14 protein-coding genes and 5 pseudogenes are annotated in these 17,959 nt (G+C 37.6%); 5 read left to right on the top strand and 14 right to left on the bottom strand.

Annotated features, from left to right (window positions below):
- From QX565_RS16045 to QX565_RS16020, 6 genes and pseudogenes are all read right to left on the bottom strand, one after another.
- A partial coding sequence (locus QX565_RS16045) for a GNAT family N-acetyltransferase (RefSeq protein WP_289293478.1) occupies positions 1 to 240 on the bottom strand: 240 nt, incomplete at its 3' end.
- Positions 241 to 257: 17 nt separating this feature from the next.
- Complete coding sequence (locus QX565_RS16040) at positions 258 to 845, bottom strand: DNA-3-methyladenine glycosylase I (protein ID WP_025867589.1); 588 nt, start codon at positions 843 to 845, stop codon at positions 258 to 260.
- 70 nt (positions 846 to 915) lie between these two features.
- Complete coding sequence (locus QX565_RS16035; RefSeq protein ID WP_289293476.1) at positions 916 to 1,524, bottom strand: type 1 glutamine amidotransferase family protein; 609 nt, start codon at positions 1,522 to 1,524, stop codon at positions 916 to 918.
- Between the two features lie 2 nt (positions 1,525 to 1,526).
- Positions 1,527 to 1,694, bottom strand: a pseudogene (locus QX565_RS16030) (GNAT family N-acetyltransferase); the annotation flags it as partial.
- 133 nt (positions 1,695 to 1,827) lie between these two features.
- Positions 1,828 to 2,340: a GNAT family N-acetyltransferase gene (locus tag QX565_RS16025; protein WP_256143792.1), complete on the bottom strand. Its 513-nt coding sequence runs from the start codon at positions 2,338 to 2,340 to the stop codon at positions 1,828 to 1,830.
- A gap of 103 nt (positions 2,341 to 2,443) precedes the next feature.
- A complete protein-coding gene (locus QX565_RS16020; RefSeq protein ID WP_289293475.1) occupies positions 2,444 to 3,193 on the bottom strand; it encodes a GNAT family N-acetyltransferase in 750 nt (249 codons plus the stop codon).
- A gap of 341 nt (positions 3,194 to 3,534) precedes the next feature.
- Here QX565_RS16020 and QX565_RS16015 point away from each other — a divergent pair.
- Together QX565_RS16015 and QX565_RS16010 are read left to right on the top strand one after the other, a co-directional pair.
- Positions 3,535 to 5,902: pseudogene (locus QX565_RS16015) on the top strand (sensor histidine kinase).
- Positions 5,903 to 6,055: 153 nt separating this feature from the next.
- Entirely contained in the window at positions 6,056 to 6,565 is a 510-nt protein-coding gene (locus QX565_RS16010; RefSeq protein WP_289293473.1) for a 4-fold beta flower protein, read from the top strand.
- Here the strand turns inward: QX565_RS16010 and QX565_RS16005 are convergent.
- From QX565_RS16005 to QX565_RS15970, 8 genes and pseudogenes are all read right to left on the bottom strand, one after another.
- Positions 6,562 to 7,410 (bottom strand): alpha/beta hydrolase, encoded by an 849-nt coding sequence (locus tag QX565_RS16005; RefSeq protein ID WP_289293472.1) that lies wholly within the window; start codon positions 7,408 to 7,410, stop codon positions 6,562 to 6,564. The genes QX565_RS16010 and QX565_RS16005 overlap by 4 nt on opposite strands.
- Before the next feature lie 107 nt (positions 7,411 to 7,517).
- Positions 7,518 to 9,794: an outer membrane beta-barrel family protein gene (locus QX565_RS16000; RefSeq protein WP_289293470.1), complete on the bottom strand. Its 2,277-nt coding sequence runs from the start codon at positions 9,792 to 9,794 to the stop codon at positions 7,518 to 7,520.
- A gap of 224 nt (positions 9,795 to 10,018) precedes the next feature.
- Positions 10,019 to 10,183: pseudogene (locus tag QX565_RS15995) on the bottom strand (metallophosphoesterase); the annotation flags it as partial.
- Positions 10,176 to 11,048, bottom strand: coding sequence for a nucleotidyl transferase AbiEii/AbiGii toxin family protein (locus tag QX565_RS15990; protein WP_289293468.1), 873 nt, complete (start codon positions 11,046 to 11,048; stop codon positions 10,176 to 10,178). The pseudogene QX565_RS15995 and the gene QX565_RS15990, both read right to left, overlap by 8 nt.
- Entirely contained in the window at positions 11,045 to 11,617 is a 573-nt protein-coding gene (locus QX565_RS15985; RefSeq protein WP_221649390.1) for a type IV toxin-antitoxin system AbiEi family antitoxin domain-containing protein, read from the bottom strand. Before QX565_RS15985 ends, QX565_RS15990 begins: the two co-directional genes overlap by 4 nt.
- Positions 11,618 to 11,983: 366 nt before the next feature.
- On the bottom strand, positions 11,984 to 12,418 hold the full coding sequence (locus tag QX565_RS15980; RefSeq protein WP_289293467.1) for a pyridoxamine 5'-phosphate oxidase family protein: 435 nt from the start codon (positions 12,416 to 12,418) through the stop codon (positions 11,984 to 11,986).
- Positions 12,419 to 12,510: 92 nt separating this feature from the next.
- A pseudogene (locus QX565_RS15975) lies at positions 12,511 to 13,386 on the bottom strand (AraC family transcriptional regulator).
- 109 nt (positions 13,387 to 13,495) lie between these two features.
- Positions 13,496 to 13,678 (bottom strand): annotated as a pseudogene (locus QX565_RS15970) (arabinose isomerase); the annotation flags it as partial.
- An 80-nt stretch (positions 13,679 to 13,758) separates the two neighbouring features.
- Here QX565_RS15970 and QX565_RS15965 point away from each other — a divergent pair.
- From QX565_RS15965 to QX565_RS15955, 3 genes are all read left to right on the top strand, one after another.
- Positions 13,759 to 13,935, top strand: coding sequence for a helix-turn-helix domain-containing protein (locus QX565_RS15965; RefSeq protein WP_221649392.1), 177 nt, complete (start codon positions 13,759 to 13,761; stop codon positions 13,933 to 13,935).
- A gap of 313 nt (positions 13,936 to 14,248) precedes the next feature.
- The gene (locus QX565_RS15960; protein ID WP_289293465.1) at positions 14,249 to 16,951 is read left to right on the top strand and encodes an ATP-dependent DNA helicase; all 2,703 of its coding nucleotides are present in this window, start codon (positions 14,249 to 14,251) and stop codon (positions 16,949 to 16,951) included.
- A 52-nt stretch (positions 16,952 to 17,003) separates the two neighbouring features.
- Complete coding sequence (locus QX565_RS15955; protein ID WP_289293481.1) at positions 17,004 to 17,924, top strand: DMT family transporter; 921 nt, start codon at positions 17,004 to 17,006, stop codon at positions 17,922 to 17,924.
- The last annotated feature ends 35 nt before the right edge of the window (positions 17,925 to 17,959 follow it).

Here is a 17,959-nt window from a genome sequence, read left to right as displayed (position 1 = left end):
CAATCCGACAAAACCAATAAAAACGCCAGTCTCTTTTTCCTCAACAGCGTATGCCCCAAATCCATATATAGTAAATTCCTCTTGTATTTGATTGTACAATGCAATCGTCTCTTGATAAGACAATTTTTTCAGAAAATACTCCATGACTTTATCATCACTGTTCAATCTGGCAAGATGCGAGATATCTTCCTCTTGCCAAGAACGGAAGATGAGGCGTTGGGTTTCAAAATATTGTTTCATCTGCTTTGTTTTTTATATCATTTCAATTGCTTTTCCTCTTTCCGGCATACACAGCCCATCAGGTGATCGTTAATAAACCCCGAAGCCTGCAAGTGAGCGTAACAAATCGTAGATCCGAAAAATTTGAATCCACGCTTTTTCATATCCTTACTCATCGCATCGGACTGGGGAGAAGATACAGGAATTTCGCTCAATGAACTAAAGGTGTTGACAATCGGTTTTCTGTCGGGAAAGAATGAGAGCGTATAGTTGTAAAAACTACCAAACTCTTTTTGTATAATGAGAAATTGCCTTGCATTAGTGATGGTTGATTTTATTTTCAGGCGGTTTTTCACAATACCATCAAACTGGACCAATCGTTGCACATCTTCATCGGTCATCTGTGCCACCCGCTCGACATCAAAATCACAAAAGGCTTTACGATACCCCTCTCGTTTTCTGAGAATGGTAATCCAACTCAATCCGGCTTGGGCACTCTCCAGCACAAGAAACTCGAACAGTATTTTGTCGTCAGTCACCAATTGTCCCCACTCCTCATCGTGGTATTTTACATACAGTTCGTCGGTTCCACACCAACCACAACGTCCATTTATTACATCTTTCATAAGCATATATTCTTTATTTTACCCACCGTTTGAGTTTTTGAAAAAAAAGTTTTCAATGTTAATTATACGATTATTCTATTTCCGGTGCTTCCCAAACACCTGTTTTATTCATTCGATAGCTTTTCTCTATCTTTTTCGGAGTGTCAGCCTCTAAAGCATAAAGTATTTCACGAGTAAACTCCAAAGCAGAAAAGCCGTTAGCAGTTACAATATTACCATCTCTCACTGCTGGTTTATCGACATAGTGACATTCGCCTTTATAGCCTGCTCCGCCATATTCTTTCAGATAATCCAATCCGTTGCTGGTGTGGTTCACCTCATTCAGGAATCCGTGCATTCCAAGAAAAACCGAAGCGTTGCAGATGCCTGCAACCAGTTTTTTGTTCCTGATGGCATCTTCTACTAACGGGACAACAAGTTCGGCACCTGGAGTAAACCAGCTCATACCTCCGATTAATACTACTCCGGCATAATCGGCAGGAATATCGTTGATACCGTAATCGGGCAATACCTTGAATCCACCGCACGAGACAACAAAGCCTTTCGTTACCGATACCGTTTTAACTACATATTTGCTCTCACTTCCGGGTTCAACTCCCCAACTTAGGTTTGGAGCAATATAGGCTCCTTCCCAATCGGCAAAATTATCGAGCAGTACAAATAAAATCTCTTGTTTCATCCTTATATTTTTTGTTTAAAGTAAATCATCTCTTTTAGTAATACCCCATCTTCAACCATTTGGTGATCGTAATTGTCAGTAAAAAAGTTCTCCACCCGATGGGAGTATTCAAAACCACAATTCGTATAAAAATTAACGGCACCCGGCACATCGCCCGTGCCAACTATCATTTGGCGATACGTTCCAAGCAGCAGTCTATCATGGACTTCTGCTCGTCGGCAAGCAACAACAGAGACAAATTCAGAGACAGATTCCCACACAGCATCTTCAGAAAGAAAATGGGTTGTATTTTTCATTACCACTTTATTTAATTCTTTCATAATAGAGCATATCGACAAATTGACCATTTTTATATGCCCCTTTGGTAAAGATACATTTTAGTGTAAATCCAGCTTTTTCAAGCACTTTTGCACTTGCTTTATTGTAGTCAAACGGAGTAGCGAAAAGTCGAACAACCTCCGTTGTTTTAAAATAATCTTCCACAGCTTCGCTCAAGGCAGCAGACATAATGCCTTGCCCCCAATAATCTTCACCGATATAATATCCAACCTCTGCCGTAAACCGTTCAATATCCTCACTACGTGTAAATCCAATATTACCAACGACCTCACCATCCACAACAATGCCATAACAAGTCAACAGTGGGTCATTTTGCTGAAAGTTGATAAACCACGCTGCATCCTGTGAAGTATATGGATAAGGAAGAGCATCACGCAAGTTGTCCCAAACTTTTTTATTATTCAATTGCCGAGCCAAACTGTCAGCATCGTTATCCGTCAGTGGACGGAGCGAAAATTTATTATTATTATTATTCATATCATCACTTATTTTACCGTAACTATAAACACTTCACTACCAGACATAAAGTTATTATCACCCAACAGTAGAGAACTTGCCGCACAACAGCAAAATTTCACTTTCATTTTTTGAGTATCCTCTTTAAATAGTCGATATTCAGCAAATTCACTGTCTCAAAAACTCCTTTATAAAACACAGCAAAATTATTGAAAACACAAGGTAATTCCTTGGCTTTTTGCAACGTATCTACTTGAATTAAAGATACAAGAAAGTCATTCATCTCACAATACTGCGCTATCGTCTCAATGTATTGATAAACGTAGGGGCATTGCATATCATAATAAATCGTCAGCTCTTCATTCTCTATTTTCAGCTTTTTAGCATTTTGTGCAAATGTCGGTACAGTTCCATCAAAAGAAAGAGCAAGCAATTCATATCCGTTATCGGTAGTATCAACCACCTCAAAACCAAATTTCTTTGCAAATGATTGATCGGAAAGCCAGTTCTTCTGTTTTTTTGCCCCAAGCATACAAATACCGGACTTTCCCTTTTCTCTGGCATCAGCCAAGCAATACTCCATCAACGATTTCCCATATCCGTTTCCTTTCGGACTACCCAAAACCCATAAGCAATACATATAATAATAGTTGTCACCGATTATGGGAACCCAAGCTGTCTCAAGAGGTGCATATTCAATAAAAACCGTAGCTTTTGCATTTAACTTTCTAAAGACATGCCCCTCGTTTAGCCGGTCAGAAAGCCATTGCCGTTTGGCATCAATACCTGGGTGGGCTTTCTTACTACGAATAATGCAGCACAAATGCTCATTGACAAGGTTCTCCGTTGTTAAGTTTACAAAATCAGTATTCATATGTATCTCTTACTTCAAATTGGATATTATCAACATAACCGATCACAATCATATCGCTTTTTTACCGATGTTGGCAGATTGTAAAATACAAATATAGTGAATTTATGCAGATCGCCTCTATATTATGTAAACTGTTTCTCAATAATGAATACCTCCTCTCTTTCTGTTCCTTATCGACCGAAAGGCCTGAATTCAGCTATTCCAGTTAGACAGGTTTTATTTCATGCAATCAATATATTACAAATGAATATCCGATGTTAAAGAAAAAATATAAAATATTTTGTATAAAGCCATCCTTGCTTTACTGAAATATACTACTTTTGTACGATATGAATCAATATATGAAAATCATTGTCCCTAAATTTAAATATATTTTTGGTTTTATTCTCTTATTAGGAACTTTCTTATGCGGATATAATTTCAAACAGTGGTATGTTATAAATCACCGGGTGAAAAAACATATATCTCTCGTATATTCTTTTTCAAGGAACAGTGTTGGCTACGGAAATTTTGAGAAACTTATCACCCGGGAACTAAGAAAAAAAGGCATAGAACCCATATTCAATCAATTTTATCTCGACTGTAATCAATTCAATCCAGAAGTTTGTCTCGATAACATAAATAAATACCTCGACGGTATTAAAAGCAAACCAATGGACCTCATTCTGGCAGTAGGAGATCAGGCTACCTTTTCTTTATTATCAACCCGGCACCGCCTCCTGTCTTCTATTCCGGTAGTAGCCTGTAATGTACATTTCCCCGATGAAAAACTTATAAAAGAATACAGTACTAAAGATATTTATATCCTCAGAGACAGTCCGGACTTTAAAAGCAATATAGATTTCATACAATCATTACAACCTAAAGCAGAAATAGAAATTGTATACAATATTGATCTGACCACACTCGGACGTAAATCTTATGATTTATTGACCAAGGTTGTGGATAGAAGGAACGTACAAATCTTAGGTCATAAGTCAGCATATTCCATGGAATATGAATACAAGGAAATGAACGAAATGATGAAGTACTACAATCTTATGGCTGCCGTAGCAAACGACCGTATCAAAGTAAAAAAAGATAAGTTAACCGTAAGCCTTTGCCCTTTCCGTTATATAAAAGGAGCTTCTTTACTTGTAATGATGGAAAAGTCAAAAAGTGAACAGAAGAAAAAAGCATTTTTACTCGATAAATTTGATTCAATGTCGCTCCCAATAATAAATGCCGTTAATATACCTTCTTTCAGTTGTATTTGCGAGGGGTTCGACGAAGGAACCAAGATTGTGGGTGGCTATATGGCTACAAAAGAAATTTCCGCTAAAGTTACCGCTGATCTATCCGTGCAATTAATGAATAAAGAAAAGACAGGTACCCCTAAAATAAGTGATTTGCCCAAAGAATATGTACTCGACTGGAGTAATATTTCGGTGCATGGCAGACAGGTTACCCAGAATATCCCCAAAAATGTACGCCTTGTCAATTATCCGTTTTATGACCACTATCGTGCTGAGCTCTATCTCCTTGCAATGCTATTTTTTCTTGCATTCATTATCGTATCGCTCAGCTTGCTGCGAATGCGAAAACGTTCTCGGATAGAACGCAAGAATCTGCAAATACTTGAAGAAGCTCATAAACGTTTAACGCTTTCTACAGATGGAAGTCAGATATCATTGTGGAACATGCAAGAAGATACCATTGAGTTTGATACTAATTATACGCGCAATGGGCTTGAAACAACGCTCATTCACCAAAGACGACTTTTTACAATATGCATACCCGGATGACGTAGAACTACTGAGTTCATTTTATGAAACACTTTATCAATCTCCAGGTATGGAAATACAGCGTGCACGTTTTGACTTCGGAAAAACCGAAAGCAACTACCAATGGTATGAACTACGATGCCGCAGCCTGAAAAATGCAAAGGGTGAAATGATGTTGGCAGGTATCATGCAAAACATCCAAAAATTAGTAGAACATGAACAACAACTGATTTTAGCCAAACAAATGGCTGAAAAAGCAGAATTAAAACAGTCGTTCCTAAATAATATAAGTCACGAGATTCGTACTCCGCTCAATGCCATTGTAGGCTTTACTAACATACTGGCGAGTGAATATGCCGACGAAATAGACCAGGAGGAAAAAGAAAGTATGCTCGAAATAATCAATCTTAATAATGAACTACTTTTGAAACTCATTAACGATATGCTGGAAATATCCAATTTAGACTCCGGTAACATGGACTTTGACATAAAGAACTATAATATAACGGATATTGTCAGAGAAATATATAATAACTATCAACCATTAATCCAACCTTCCCTAAAGTTCCATCTTGAATTAGATGACTCACTCTTTTTGCCAGTCAACATAGATCGTATTCGTTTTACACAAGTTATTTCCAATTTCTTAAGTAATGCTAATAAGTTTACCCAAAATGGCTCTATTACATTAGGATGCAAAATAGACAAAGAACATAATGCAGTTTGCGTGTATGTAAAAGATACAGGCAGAGGAATAGATGAAAAAGAACTCATGATGATTTTTGACCGTTTCTATAAAGCCGATGAATTTGAACAAGGTAGTGGCCTGGGGCTATCTATCTGTAAGGTTATTATCGAAAAACTTTCGGGGCGCATAGAAGTACAGTCGGAAGTAGGTATAGGCAGTTGTTTCGCTACAATTTTACCTTTAGCCACCCTCTCTTAAAAATGCACTTATTTGGAAAAATTAAGGATTCCTCGATAGGGATATTTTTATATATCCCGGTCTTTTTATATGAGAAGGTTAACATTCCCTTGAATAAATAAGGTAATCTATAACTTCTTATAAACATTTATATATTAATTAATAATACATCAAATGAAAAAATTACTCTTAGTTTTATGTGCCACAATCGGATTATTGACCGGATGTGGTGATGATGAAAACGAACCTGTTATCCCCCAAGAGTCAGAAGTGACCTTATTCGATAAAAGCACCCAGCCTATTGCCTACATAAACTATGTGGACAAAGATTCTACAATTTATATGTGGGATGGCACTCCAGTAGCTTATTTTGATGGAAAAGAAGACATTTATCATTTCAATGGCCGCTTTTTGGGATGGTATATAAATGGTGTACTATATGACACAGATGGTTATGCTGTTGCAGCCCAAAAAGGGATTGTAAGAGGAGAAATCATAATGAGTAACACTCACTTGGAATCAGTTAAAGGAGTTAAGCACATAAAACCTGTTCCCCATATTCATTCATTAAAACCGATAACTCCGTCTTTTAAAGATAAATGGAGTACCCATTCACTATCCCAGCTACTTCTTCAGGAAGACAATACCTCTACAGATTCTCCAATAAAAGAGAAACAATATTAGTGTCGGAACAGAGACTTCAAACCGTCAAATATTCCCGGAAGAGCAACAGTACCATGCATCTCTTCCGGAAACTTTTTATAAACAACCCGTAGATGCCGGTTTTCCATATCGGGAACAATCTTTATTTTCAAACTATCTGCCAGCGAGAACTGATTTAATTTCACTCCGGGACGTTGCTGAGTGGCAAAAGCAACATATAACTGTTTACCGGAAAAATCCTGTCCTGACGCTTTTTGCCTCCACTGCCTTAGGAAAACTCCCCGATCCCACCATAAGCTGGGATCTATTGCCATAAACGTATCAAATGATCCGGGGTGCTGAAGAAGCATCTCTAAAGTGAACAGACCTGCATATGAGTGTCCTACCAGAATTTTACTACCGCCACCAGACACTTCTTTTTCCACTTCAGGACGTAACTCCTCCGTCAGAAAACGATAGAATTGCTCAGCCCCTCCTCCCTGCGGTTTATCTCCGGAATGAATAGTTCCGTCCCGTCGTGCAGCCGAACAAGTGGGAGTAAAATCCCTGGTACGGTCCGTATTTAGTACCGCGACAACAATACATGGAGGCAAAGAAGAAACTTTGGAAGAAGAGAAAAAACGGGTAAATCCTACTACTGAATGAAAAAAAACATCCCCATCCAGTAAATAAAGAACAGGAAGGTTTCTAATCGAGCCCCCGGCCTGTCTTTCGGGTTCATAAACCCAATAAGCCCTCTCCTCATTTAATATCTGCGAAAACAGGGTATGCCGGGTTCCTATATGGATAGAATCCTGTGCTTGCACTGAAAAAGGAGTTAACCCTCCTATCACAACAAGCAATATTATTATATAAACATATTTCATTTATCGGATTTTTGGTGCAAAGTTCATGGAAAATATTGAGTTTATCAATCCCCACTTCTGGGTATTTATTTCCAAAAGAGTAACTACACAGAAATCATCCCAAAGACTTACATGCCAAATCGTGACGTATCTACTGATTTACTTTCTTTCTTTGTATATCCACCAAAGCGATAAGAGAAATGTACTGTAAATGCCCGTGAATAAAAAGCATTATCCATATCTAAATGTTGTCCTTTAAAACGGATTTTAATGTTAGGCATTCCGGTTTCAAAAATATCACTGCAACGAGCAGATACAGTCGCCTTGTCTTTGGCAAAGCTCCATTTCAAACCAGCCGTCAGATTAAAAACACTATTTACATCAAACGTCCCCTGTATGGCAGGTGTCTGCACATTCCCATTCAGTTCTAAAGACAAACCCTTATAAACTTTAAATGTATTATCAAGTGATCCGCTGAACAGCCATTTCTTCCGGTTGAAAGGTATATCAAAGAAATCGTCACAGCGTTGATGCATTTGCATTCCTGTCAAAGTCAGCCGGGAATCCAGCCAACTCCCGCCTTTAAAAGGTAATATGACATTTGCACCCCACAAGCGCATATAGTTCCAGTTCGTATTTTTATAAATCAAAGCAAGCCTGTCTGTTGACTGATAGGCTGCTTGTACGAAATAATCTGCCGTGTGCATAAAGAACATACCGAAAATATACTTTTGCTTCAGAATATAATTACCATTCAGATTGTATGTTGTCATAGGCCTTATTCCCGGAGTTCCCCACAATTCGGTATATCCGTCTATATAACTGACGGATGATTGCATATCCCAATAGCTCGGATAAGTTTTATCCGTTGACAGTGAAAACTGGAGAATATGCTTAGGTGTCTTCATATAAGTGAATGTTGCTTGCGGATAAACAGCCCATTTATGATAATTGCCAATGGTATAATATTCTCCCGTAGCTGAAGCTGAAAACGAAGTCCCTGTTTCATACTCCTTGCTCACCGACACATAAAAATTAGTAGTCTGCTCTTTTAACTTTGAATCCGTATTTTGTGTCTGAATACCACCACCGACTTCATTATAAATCTGATAGTCATGGTCATTGGCAAATCTGTAGGAAGCTCCATAACCAAAGTTCCAGCCTCTGGTTAGTTGATGGCTCTGGTCTGCATAAATAGAATAACGGTCTATTTTCTGCCCGGCTGACAAATTAAAATGACTCTGACTATTATCTTCATAATTGACGTTCAGGTTTTGTTCATTATCTGAAGTATAACGGGTATAATCTCCTCCTATTTCCAATCCGAATCCTGAATGATATTGCAGTGATATGTTATGCATACGGGTATCTATGTACTTATCAGTATTACTGGTCTGGTAGTTTCCGACAGTCCGGCTGTTATTGTGTTGATCGGGGCTAAAATTCCCTGTATAAGACACATTCAGATTGTTTTTATCATTAAAATTATATTCAAACGCTGTCCTCAAATTATGATTCCAATATTTGGTACTTATCCGGTTATTCTGATTAATCTCGTATATTTTGTTTTTCAATGTATGTCTGGAATAAATATTCATATATTCCATCTGTTTTACATCACTTGAACCATACATTACATCAAAAGCCATTTTGGGAGTAGACAACCGAAAATTACCGTTCATACTTCCACTATTGAAATAATGGTTCGTATAATCAGCATTTACTTCTCCCTGAAAAGAATAATCATTCGAACGTTTCAACACTACATTAATGACAGCCCCTCTTACATGATATTGGGGTGGCGCGCTATACATTACCTCTGCCTTTTCCACACGATCAACAGGAGTATTTCTCAATAAAGTTTCCAGCTGAGCAGCGTTCATCGTCATAGGTTTGCCATTCAAAATAACAGTAACACTTCCGGCTCCTGCCAAAGTCAATCCCTCTTTATCTTCTTGTACACCCGGTAACTTTGTTAAAGCCTCATAAGCATTATTCACCACCTTACCATCAGCCAATTGTGCAAGATTATACCCCAAACGCCCCTCCTCCACTTTCACAAAAGGGCGCTCCGCCTTTATGACTACTTCATCCAAAGCATAATCTTCGGGTTCTAATGTGACAATCCCGATGTCATTCTTCACGTCTGACAGCAATTTGGTTTTATATAACAGATGTTGGATGATCAAACGATATTGTTCCGGTTGATGATTCAGCAGAAACACTCCATCCGTATTCGATATCGAAGCGCCTATATAAATGGAATCCATCGTTTGTAACACAATAGTTGCTCCATCTATTGGTTGTTGATTACTATCTACAATCTTTCCTGTTATTGTCTGGGCTTTTAGTGCTACAGCAGCAATAAATATAAATGAAATTGAGACAAATAGTTTTCGTGTCATCGTTTGTTCTTTTAGGAAGCAAAAAGTGCTACACTATATTTGTCGGTAAAGGTATCGAATTTAGTCCTGTTCTTAGAAACTAATTATGAAAGATTATGGAACATATAACAAAACTAATGAATCGGATAGATGGGCATAACCTTAAAATCAGACTATGCCCTTATTTTTATACTATCATTTACCCAATCCTACCAAATACTCTACTATTTTGGGGTCATAATGTGAAATCCGCAATCACCGGCTACAATCAACAGAGTATCTTTCATCTGATATTGTACACAAAGTTTTAAAACCAACTGATTAAAGTCGCCATGTACATCACCCGAAATGACAAGATCTTTTGCTTCGAAAAAGGAAAGTGTGAAACACTCACTATCGCTTTTATTCATGCTTTAAGTTCTCCCAATAGGGTTTTAATGCAATTTGTAAGTAGCGAACCATATCTGAAAATGACAATTCACTTTTACTCGTTATCTTGCGGATGAATGCTTTCCATCTGGTTTGCATTTCTATATTGTCAGGGAACTCTGCTCGGAAGAACATTGTGTCGCTCATATATTCCGTATGCCGATTCTCAAAGGTTCGTTTAATTGCCTTTTTAAGTACTTCAGCATCATATTGACTGGCTGATAAAATCTGATAAAGGTCGTAGTAGTCCTTCATACGGCTACTTTGGTCTACCAAATCAACTACAGCATGCATTTTCTCTGCAATGACTGTTTCGATGGAATATGCCAAGATGTTAGCAGTTGGGAGATGCTTGAGTAAAATAGGGTAATCAAGAGGTATAGCCCCGGGAGTTACCACATCGCCAAATCCAATATCCATTGTCATTACCTGTGCAATGGTATCCATAGTAACAGAAATACTCAATCTGACACCATGATAATCTTTGAACTCTGTGATATTCTGTGCTGAGATGCGAGTAAGATCAAAGCATACACCGTCTTCATCGCAAGGTACAGCGCATATTTCTTTGAATACATTGACTATTTTTTCGCGATCATTACTAATGTCAGCTCCTAAGAAATCTATATCCAAGGTAGGTCGAGCTGAAAAACGTTCATAAGCATACATAAGTGCTCCACCTTTCAGGTAGAAGTTATTCTTGTAGTGTGTCTGTGACATACGATAAAGTAGCCGTTCCTGGAAATAGCGAGTCAATATCGTTTGGAAAAAGATATTTTCCTGTTTGGCTATATTAAGCAAACGAGCTCTTATAGATTTTCCGTAGTTCTTTATTTCTTCACTCATAGCTTTATTTCGAGATATTTTTCAAGAGTCTTTGTAACACGTAGTTTGCTTGCATAGTCCATCAGGAGAGTTAGGTTACGATTAGAAAGTGCTAAATAGCTGTTAACTACTTCGGAACATACATCCATACCAATCTTATTTCTATACTTAATAGCGTCACAAACAGAGCGTTCCACATTATATACTTTAACATGATAACCACTTACAATTCGGTCCTCAACACCAAGCTCCAATAGTGGCTCAGTAATGGAGTGTAGTTCTATCGGGGGATATTCGGGTAGCTGTATCTTTCTTCCTCTTTTGATGGCCACATGATAGGCCTGAGGCAAAGAAGTGGTAAGTCCATGGATATTCCATGCAGAAAACAAGCATAGAATACCAGCCGGCACCACAACATCAAGGTCTATCATGGTATCGGCCAACTGTTCCATTGTAGCGTACACACCTCGCCGGATGCAGACCATATTTCCTTCACGGGCACTCTTGAGGAGCTTATAGTATGCACTACGGCTCTTTTCCTTTACTTCTGAAGAAGAGATGAATCGATTTTTACTTTCTTCTGAATTCATTTCTGCAATTCTTTTATCACTGTACAAAAGTACTACAAATAATCAAATATGCAGTATGTTTGTACAAAAGTTATGTACTTTCTTTATTCTATTTGCCTTATTTTTCATATCTTTGCCCCTGCAAAACCATTTGTACCCAAGAGCGGTAAATGGCAGTAAATCAATCTTCTGAAATTAACTCCTACCAATTGTACAAACAGGGTTAAAAAAGTGCGGTACAACACGTATATCTAAAACACTGAAAATAAACACATTGCATTTGTGCCTACTTTCAATGTAATTGTAAAAATGAGGTTTGTACCATTTAAAAGAGCAAAACGCTAATAGTCAATAGTGTAAACATGCTGCCTTCACATAGTATCCCTATCATTCGCCTGTGGAGCTTTCAATCGTAAAATTCTCTGATTTAAAATTGCTATAGTATCTTCCGGAAACAGCAGTAAACTTTAAGACACAATAATCAGGATCCGTTACACCTTCTTTATAATACATCGTATCCCCTTCCCGCCATATCATTTCTTTACTTACATGATCTGTCAGGACTTCCACTCTTCCTTTTAGCATTATTCCCTTAAAAAAACGTGTATCACAAAAATAAAGACAAGAACGAGACTCCTTTAAAAACTGAAAGACGCGCAGGGATGAAGTATTTGTTGTTAAATAGATCACACTGATTCCCTCCCGTTTACGAGGTTGTAACATTGCTTTTATATTAGGAAAACCTTCTGTATCAACAGAACCGATAAAAGCGATTTTCTGTTTGTCTATCATATTTCCTACTGTTTTTTCTACATCTTTCATGATTTTACTGTTTTATGGTTTAATAAGTACCACAAAGATAAAGGGATAGAAAAGAAGTAATGTAATAGAAACAAAGGGGAAAATAGTACTTTTTACGGTTTATGCTCTTTACGATAAGCCAAGGGAGTGTAACCTGTACACTGACGAAAAGCACGAATAAAATAAGAGACGGACGAAAAGTTGAATTCAAATGCAAGTTCAGAGATAGAAGTATTTGTATAAACGAGCAATCCCCGGACTTCATCTATTACTCTATCCTGTATATATTGCTTGGCACTAATGCTCATAACAGTGTTCATCAACTCATTCAGATAGTTGGGAGTAACACAAAGTTTATCTGCATAGAATTGAACAGAATGGTGCTCTCTCAAATGAATATCAACTAATTTTATAAATCCACTGATATGAATATTACGGCTTTCCTTATTCATTGTTCCTACAGGTATCTCATTTTAATAGGTTCTGTCCAGCAACATGAGTGCTTCATAAAGCAGTGCTCTCAATACATGTATATCATTTTGTTTATACCCGTCTATTTCTGCTTTAATATTCTGCAAAAGCCGGAGCATGCATTTATAAAGTTCATCAGACAGGTGTAGCTTGGAGCATGATTTATCCCATCCAAAAAATGAAAGATGCTGCACAAACAAAGAATCTTTAAAGACGGAAGATAAAAACCGATCTTCAAAAATCAGCGCATAACCGTTTGTTATATGATTCGTATCCCAACTCCGTATTTCCCCCGGTTGAGAAAAAAACACGTCGCAAGAAGTCGCTTCATAATTCTTATTATCGATAGAAAAAGTCCCCTCCCCCTCAGTAATGAAAGTGATATCATAATATGTCAATGTATGAATAGGGTTTTCGGATAAAAACCTTTTTATGTATTTTAATTCTACGACGTCAATTAATAATTCACTTCCATACTTAGTCTTGTAAAAAGTATATTGAGGAATTGGGTTCTTCATATTCTATATTTAACTTCTGAATAAATATTCAGCAAAGATATTGAATCTCACGAAACTTTTATCACTCCATATACTTTCTTTATACTCATCTATTAAGGATCTCTTTATATCAACAGACTCTGACACACGGAATATCCAATAAGAAAGCAACTTTCTCCAGTTTATCCGCTATATGTCCTATTCCAATTGTACAATGATGTGAAGATCCCGATTTGCTCCATCTATCCATAAAAGTACGTGCACCACAAGAAAAGCGATAACGACTATTTGTATTACCAATCTGCAAAGTAGGTCTCCTTCTACTGATTCTGTTACTGGAATCCCCAAAATAAAATTTTAGAAAAAGACAAAATATAGAACTCACTTCAAAATTTGAAACATCATAATGAAACACATTTATATTACACAGCGGAAGAGAAAGAACGAATCGTCCGTACTTTAAAGCAGGCGAACGGAAACAAACAGCTTGCCGCCAAGCTCCTCGATATTGGAAGGACAAAGCCGTATACCCAAATGAAGGAATACGGGATAAAAAAGAATGATTCATAAAATCTTGATATAAGATGATTTTGATTGAATTTTTCTTTGTAATTTTGCTAAGGATAAAAACACTATTTGGTAAATGCAAATTTGAAAAATCTAATGAAATCGGTAAGTTGGCAAATCGTAACCCTGTGATAATGAATTTTAGTGTAATTCATTAGTAACCATCAGTTAATCAAAATTGATAAGCTTTTGAGCAGAAATAGGACAGCGTGATAAAAGGGACACTATATAATGAATGAAACAAAAAAGTGGTATAGTATAGAGAAACAATACATTCAAAAAGAATAACATAATATCGATAAAAAAGAAGCGCAATATGGAAAAGAAGTACGACCAATGGATATCAAAGTGTAATATGGCAATCTGTTTGAATCTTGATTCAGCAGATTTCTCAGATCGCGGACTTCTTTCCGTGAATATATTGAGCCAATTACGTAACTTAATAGATCACATTTGCGTGAAGATTTTTGCAACAAACGGAGGACATCTCGACGCAGTATATTACAATAACATCACGGAGGCAAAAAAGTATATACAAAGCAAAGGGGAATATCGTTTTATAAAACAGTTTTATGATTTATTGCAAATTTCCGCATCACACTATACTCTCGACCCTGAGAACTCAGAACGTCTGATGCTGAAATATTATGAATATTTGCTGCGAATAAAACAACTTATGAATGAAAAATATGGAGTGAAAATTTTGTATAACCTCAATAAATTCCCACTAAATACAGACCCTGCCTTTTCGACCTATTACAAAGCAATAGCAGACAAGATTACAAACCTTGATCTGTCAAATGCTTTAACCGAAGAAAGACGTTTCTATATTTATAAAATTAAACCTCTGTTCGTAGAAGATTCTATTTATTACGAAATCACATTCTCTCTTGCAAACGAAAGAGTGAGTAAATTCGACCGAATCATAGCCTTTTCCAAGGCAGAAATCATGCCTAATTATGCTACATTCCTACGTTTGACAACAACTGAAATCAGCGTATTGGGAGTGAATATGCCCATATTGATCATTGTAGACTGGAAGCCTTCAATAAGAATATGCGAATTGAAAAATTTTGGAAAAATATTAGGATTAGACTTTCCTGACTCGCGTACCAAGGAGTACGGTAATCTGATGAATTATCTGATGGACAGCCGATGCTCACTAACGGAAATTATAAATTTTGAGGACTCCCGTTTTAAGGATTTTTTATCAAAAATCCAACATGGAGGAAAAACACAGCACATCAGTTTGCTATTGGAGCGCTGCCGTTCTATCATTAAAAAGAACGATCCGGGAAGTAACGTATTACGCTACCTTTTATTAAGGATGAATAACAAAATTATCAAAAGCCAATACAATTGTACACCATGTTCTTCTCTCACCAACTTGTATCTTAGTATAAAAAGCAAGCCATTCGACAACATGCCTTTCAGCTTTTCGTTGTCCAATCACAATCCTCTATTATCCGATTTGTTGGAGGCTATTCCAACAGTTGGTCATGAGCCTGAATTTCTTGCCCGTCGCTTGGCAAATAACGCCGAACACAACGGAACACTTTATACTCCACAAACAGAACTGACAACTTTCACCAATGTTCCGTCGTTGGCAGAAGAGTACAATAACCGCCTATACTATAAGCATCAACACGCACGAATTGAAATGTTCAAGGAGTATTCATACATACGCAAATACGAAGAAAATGTCCATAGCATCTTACAAATACTGAACAATAAATCCAAAAGCGGGATTTCCAACTATACTGCAATTGCGAACAAATGGTTGGCAAACCCAGGAGTATATATAGATTGCAACGAAAAACGTACTGCCATACAAAATATCTTCTCCGATTCACAAGTAGCTTTTATCTATGGGGCTGCAGGTACGGGAAAGTCGACCCTTATCAATCACATTTCTCACATATTCAGCGATAAAGACAAACTTTATCTTGCAAACACAAACCCGGCAGTGGATAATCTGAAACGCAAAGTCAATGCTGCCAACACAAACTTTATAACCATTGCAAGTTATTTGAGTCGCAGAAACATCGAATGTGATATTCTGTTTATTGATGAGTGCAGTACAGTATGCAATGAAGACATGCTGGCCATATTAGAAAATGAATCATTCCGCCTTTTAGTACTCGTTGGGGATATGTTCCAAATTGAATCCATAAAATTCGGAAATTGGTTCAGTATTTCACATTCTCATTTCAAAGGTAACAACGTGGTAGAACTGACACAACCATATCGGACCTCATGCCTTGATTTGATAGAGACATGGGGAAAGGTAAGAACATTATCACCAGATATTCTTGAACATATCACTCGAAATGACTATTCGGCAAACCTTAACGAATCAATCTTCAGCAAGACAGAGCCGGACGAGATTGTCCTTTGTCTTAACTATGGCGGTCTATATGGTATTAACAATATAAACCGTTTTCTACAGAGTAGTAATCCCAATCCTCCTGTCCAATGGGGCATACATACTTACAAGAAAGGAGATCCTATTCTATTCAATGAGACAGACCGTTTTTTCCCTATTCTATACAACAACCTGAAAGGTGAAATCATAGACATCTCAACAAGTGACCATTCAATCTTTTTTACCCTAAAAGTAAACACACCGCTTTCTGATTTTGATCTTGAAGGAAGCGACATCGAGTATATTTCCACAAGTATGGATGGAACCACAACAATCCGCATTCAAGTGGAGGAAGAAGAGGACGGTGATTTCGATGCAAACTCCGACCGGGGAGTAATACCTTTCCAAATAGCCTATGCCGTCTCCATCCACAAAGCCCAAGGATTGGAATACCAATCAGTAAAAAGAGTTATCACCCATGATGTGGAAGAACTCATAACACACAATATCTTCTATACCGCAATAACACGCACACGTGAAAAACTAAAAATCTACTGGACCCCGGAGACGGAGAATAAAATTCTAAGCAATATGAAATTCCAATTTAGCAAAAAGGACTACGGGATTATAAGGAATAAATACCATGACTTTTAACAGTATGAAAAAGTACTGCTTTATGACACCCACGAATTTTCGTCTCGATGCAATGAGCAAAACAAAAGGTATTTTATATGCAGCAGTGTCCTCCTCTACTTTTGGACTGGCACCGTTCTTCTCCATCATGCTTCTCACAACAGGATTCTCCTCATTTGAAGTACTGAGCTACCGTTGGGGAGTCGCTTCCGCTACATTAATACTTTTCGGTTTAATATCCGGATGCAGTTTCCGATTAAATAAAAAGGATTTCGGTACTGTGTTTTTATTGAGTTTATTCCGGGCAGCCACATCACTGAGTCTGGTGATTGCTTATCAGAATATAGCCAGTGGAGTGGCCTCTATCATTCATTTCATGTACCCGTTGGCTGTAGCTCTGGCTATGATGCTCTTTTTCCATGAAAAGAAGTCACTATGGACTATTACAGCTATCCTGGCATCTATCGCCGGAGCTGTATTTCTTTCATCGGGAGACATCAGTCACAGTGGAGGTAACACTACCGTAGGAATCATAGCCGCCTGTATCTCTGTATTTTCTTATGGAGGCTATATCATAGGAGTACGAAAAAGCCGTGCAGTACAGATCAACTCTACTGTGCTCACTTGCTATGTAATGGGAATAGGCGCTCTCCTTTTTATTATATGCGGCTGTTTCACCAGCGGTATCCGGATCGTGACAGACTGGGGTACATGGCTGTATATATTAGGACTTGCCTTACCTGCCACCGCCATCTCTAACATGGCTCTGATCAAAGCAATCAAACACATCGGTCCTACCCTTACTTCTATCTTCGGAGCCATGGAACCGCTAACAGCTGTCATCATAGGGACGCTCGTTTTTCAGGAATTGTTCACTCCAAAGAGTGTTATAGGAATTGTTCTGATAGTAACAGCGGTTACTATCGTGGTTTTTAGAGAAAAGCGATCAGCGATAAACGATCATTCATCATCCACTGCAAATTATTTACCGTAAAAAAATATCTTTATCAATCGAAAACAAATCCATTC

It is taken from the genome of Bacteroides sp. 41_26 (assembly GCF_949740115.1).
Taxonomy (GTDB): domain Bacteria; phylum Bacteroidota; class Bacteroidia; order Bacteroidales; family Bacteroidaceae; genus Bacteroides; species Bacteroides nordii.
This window is presented reverse-complemented; position numbering and strand designations above follow the sequence as displayed.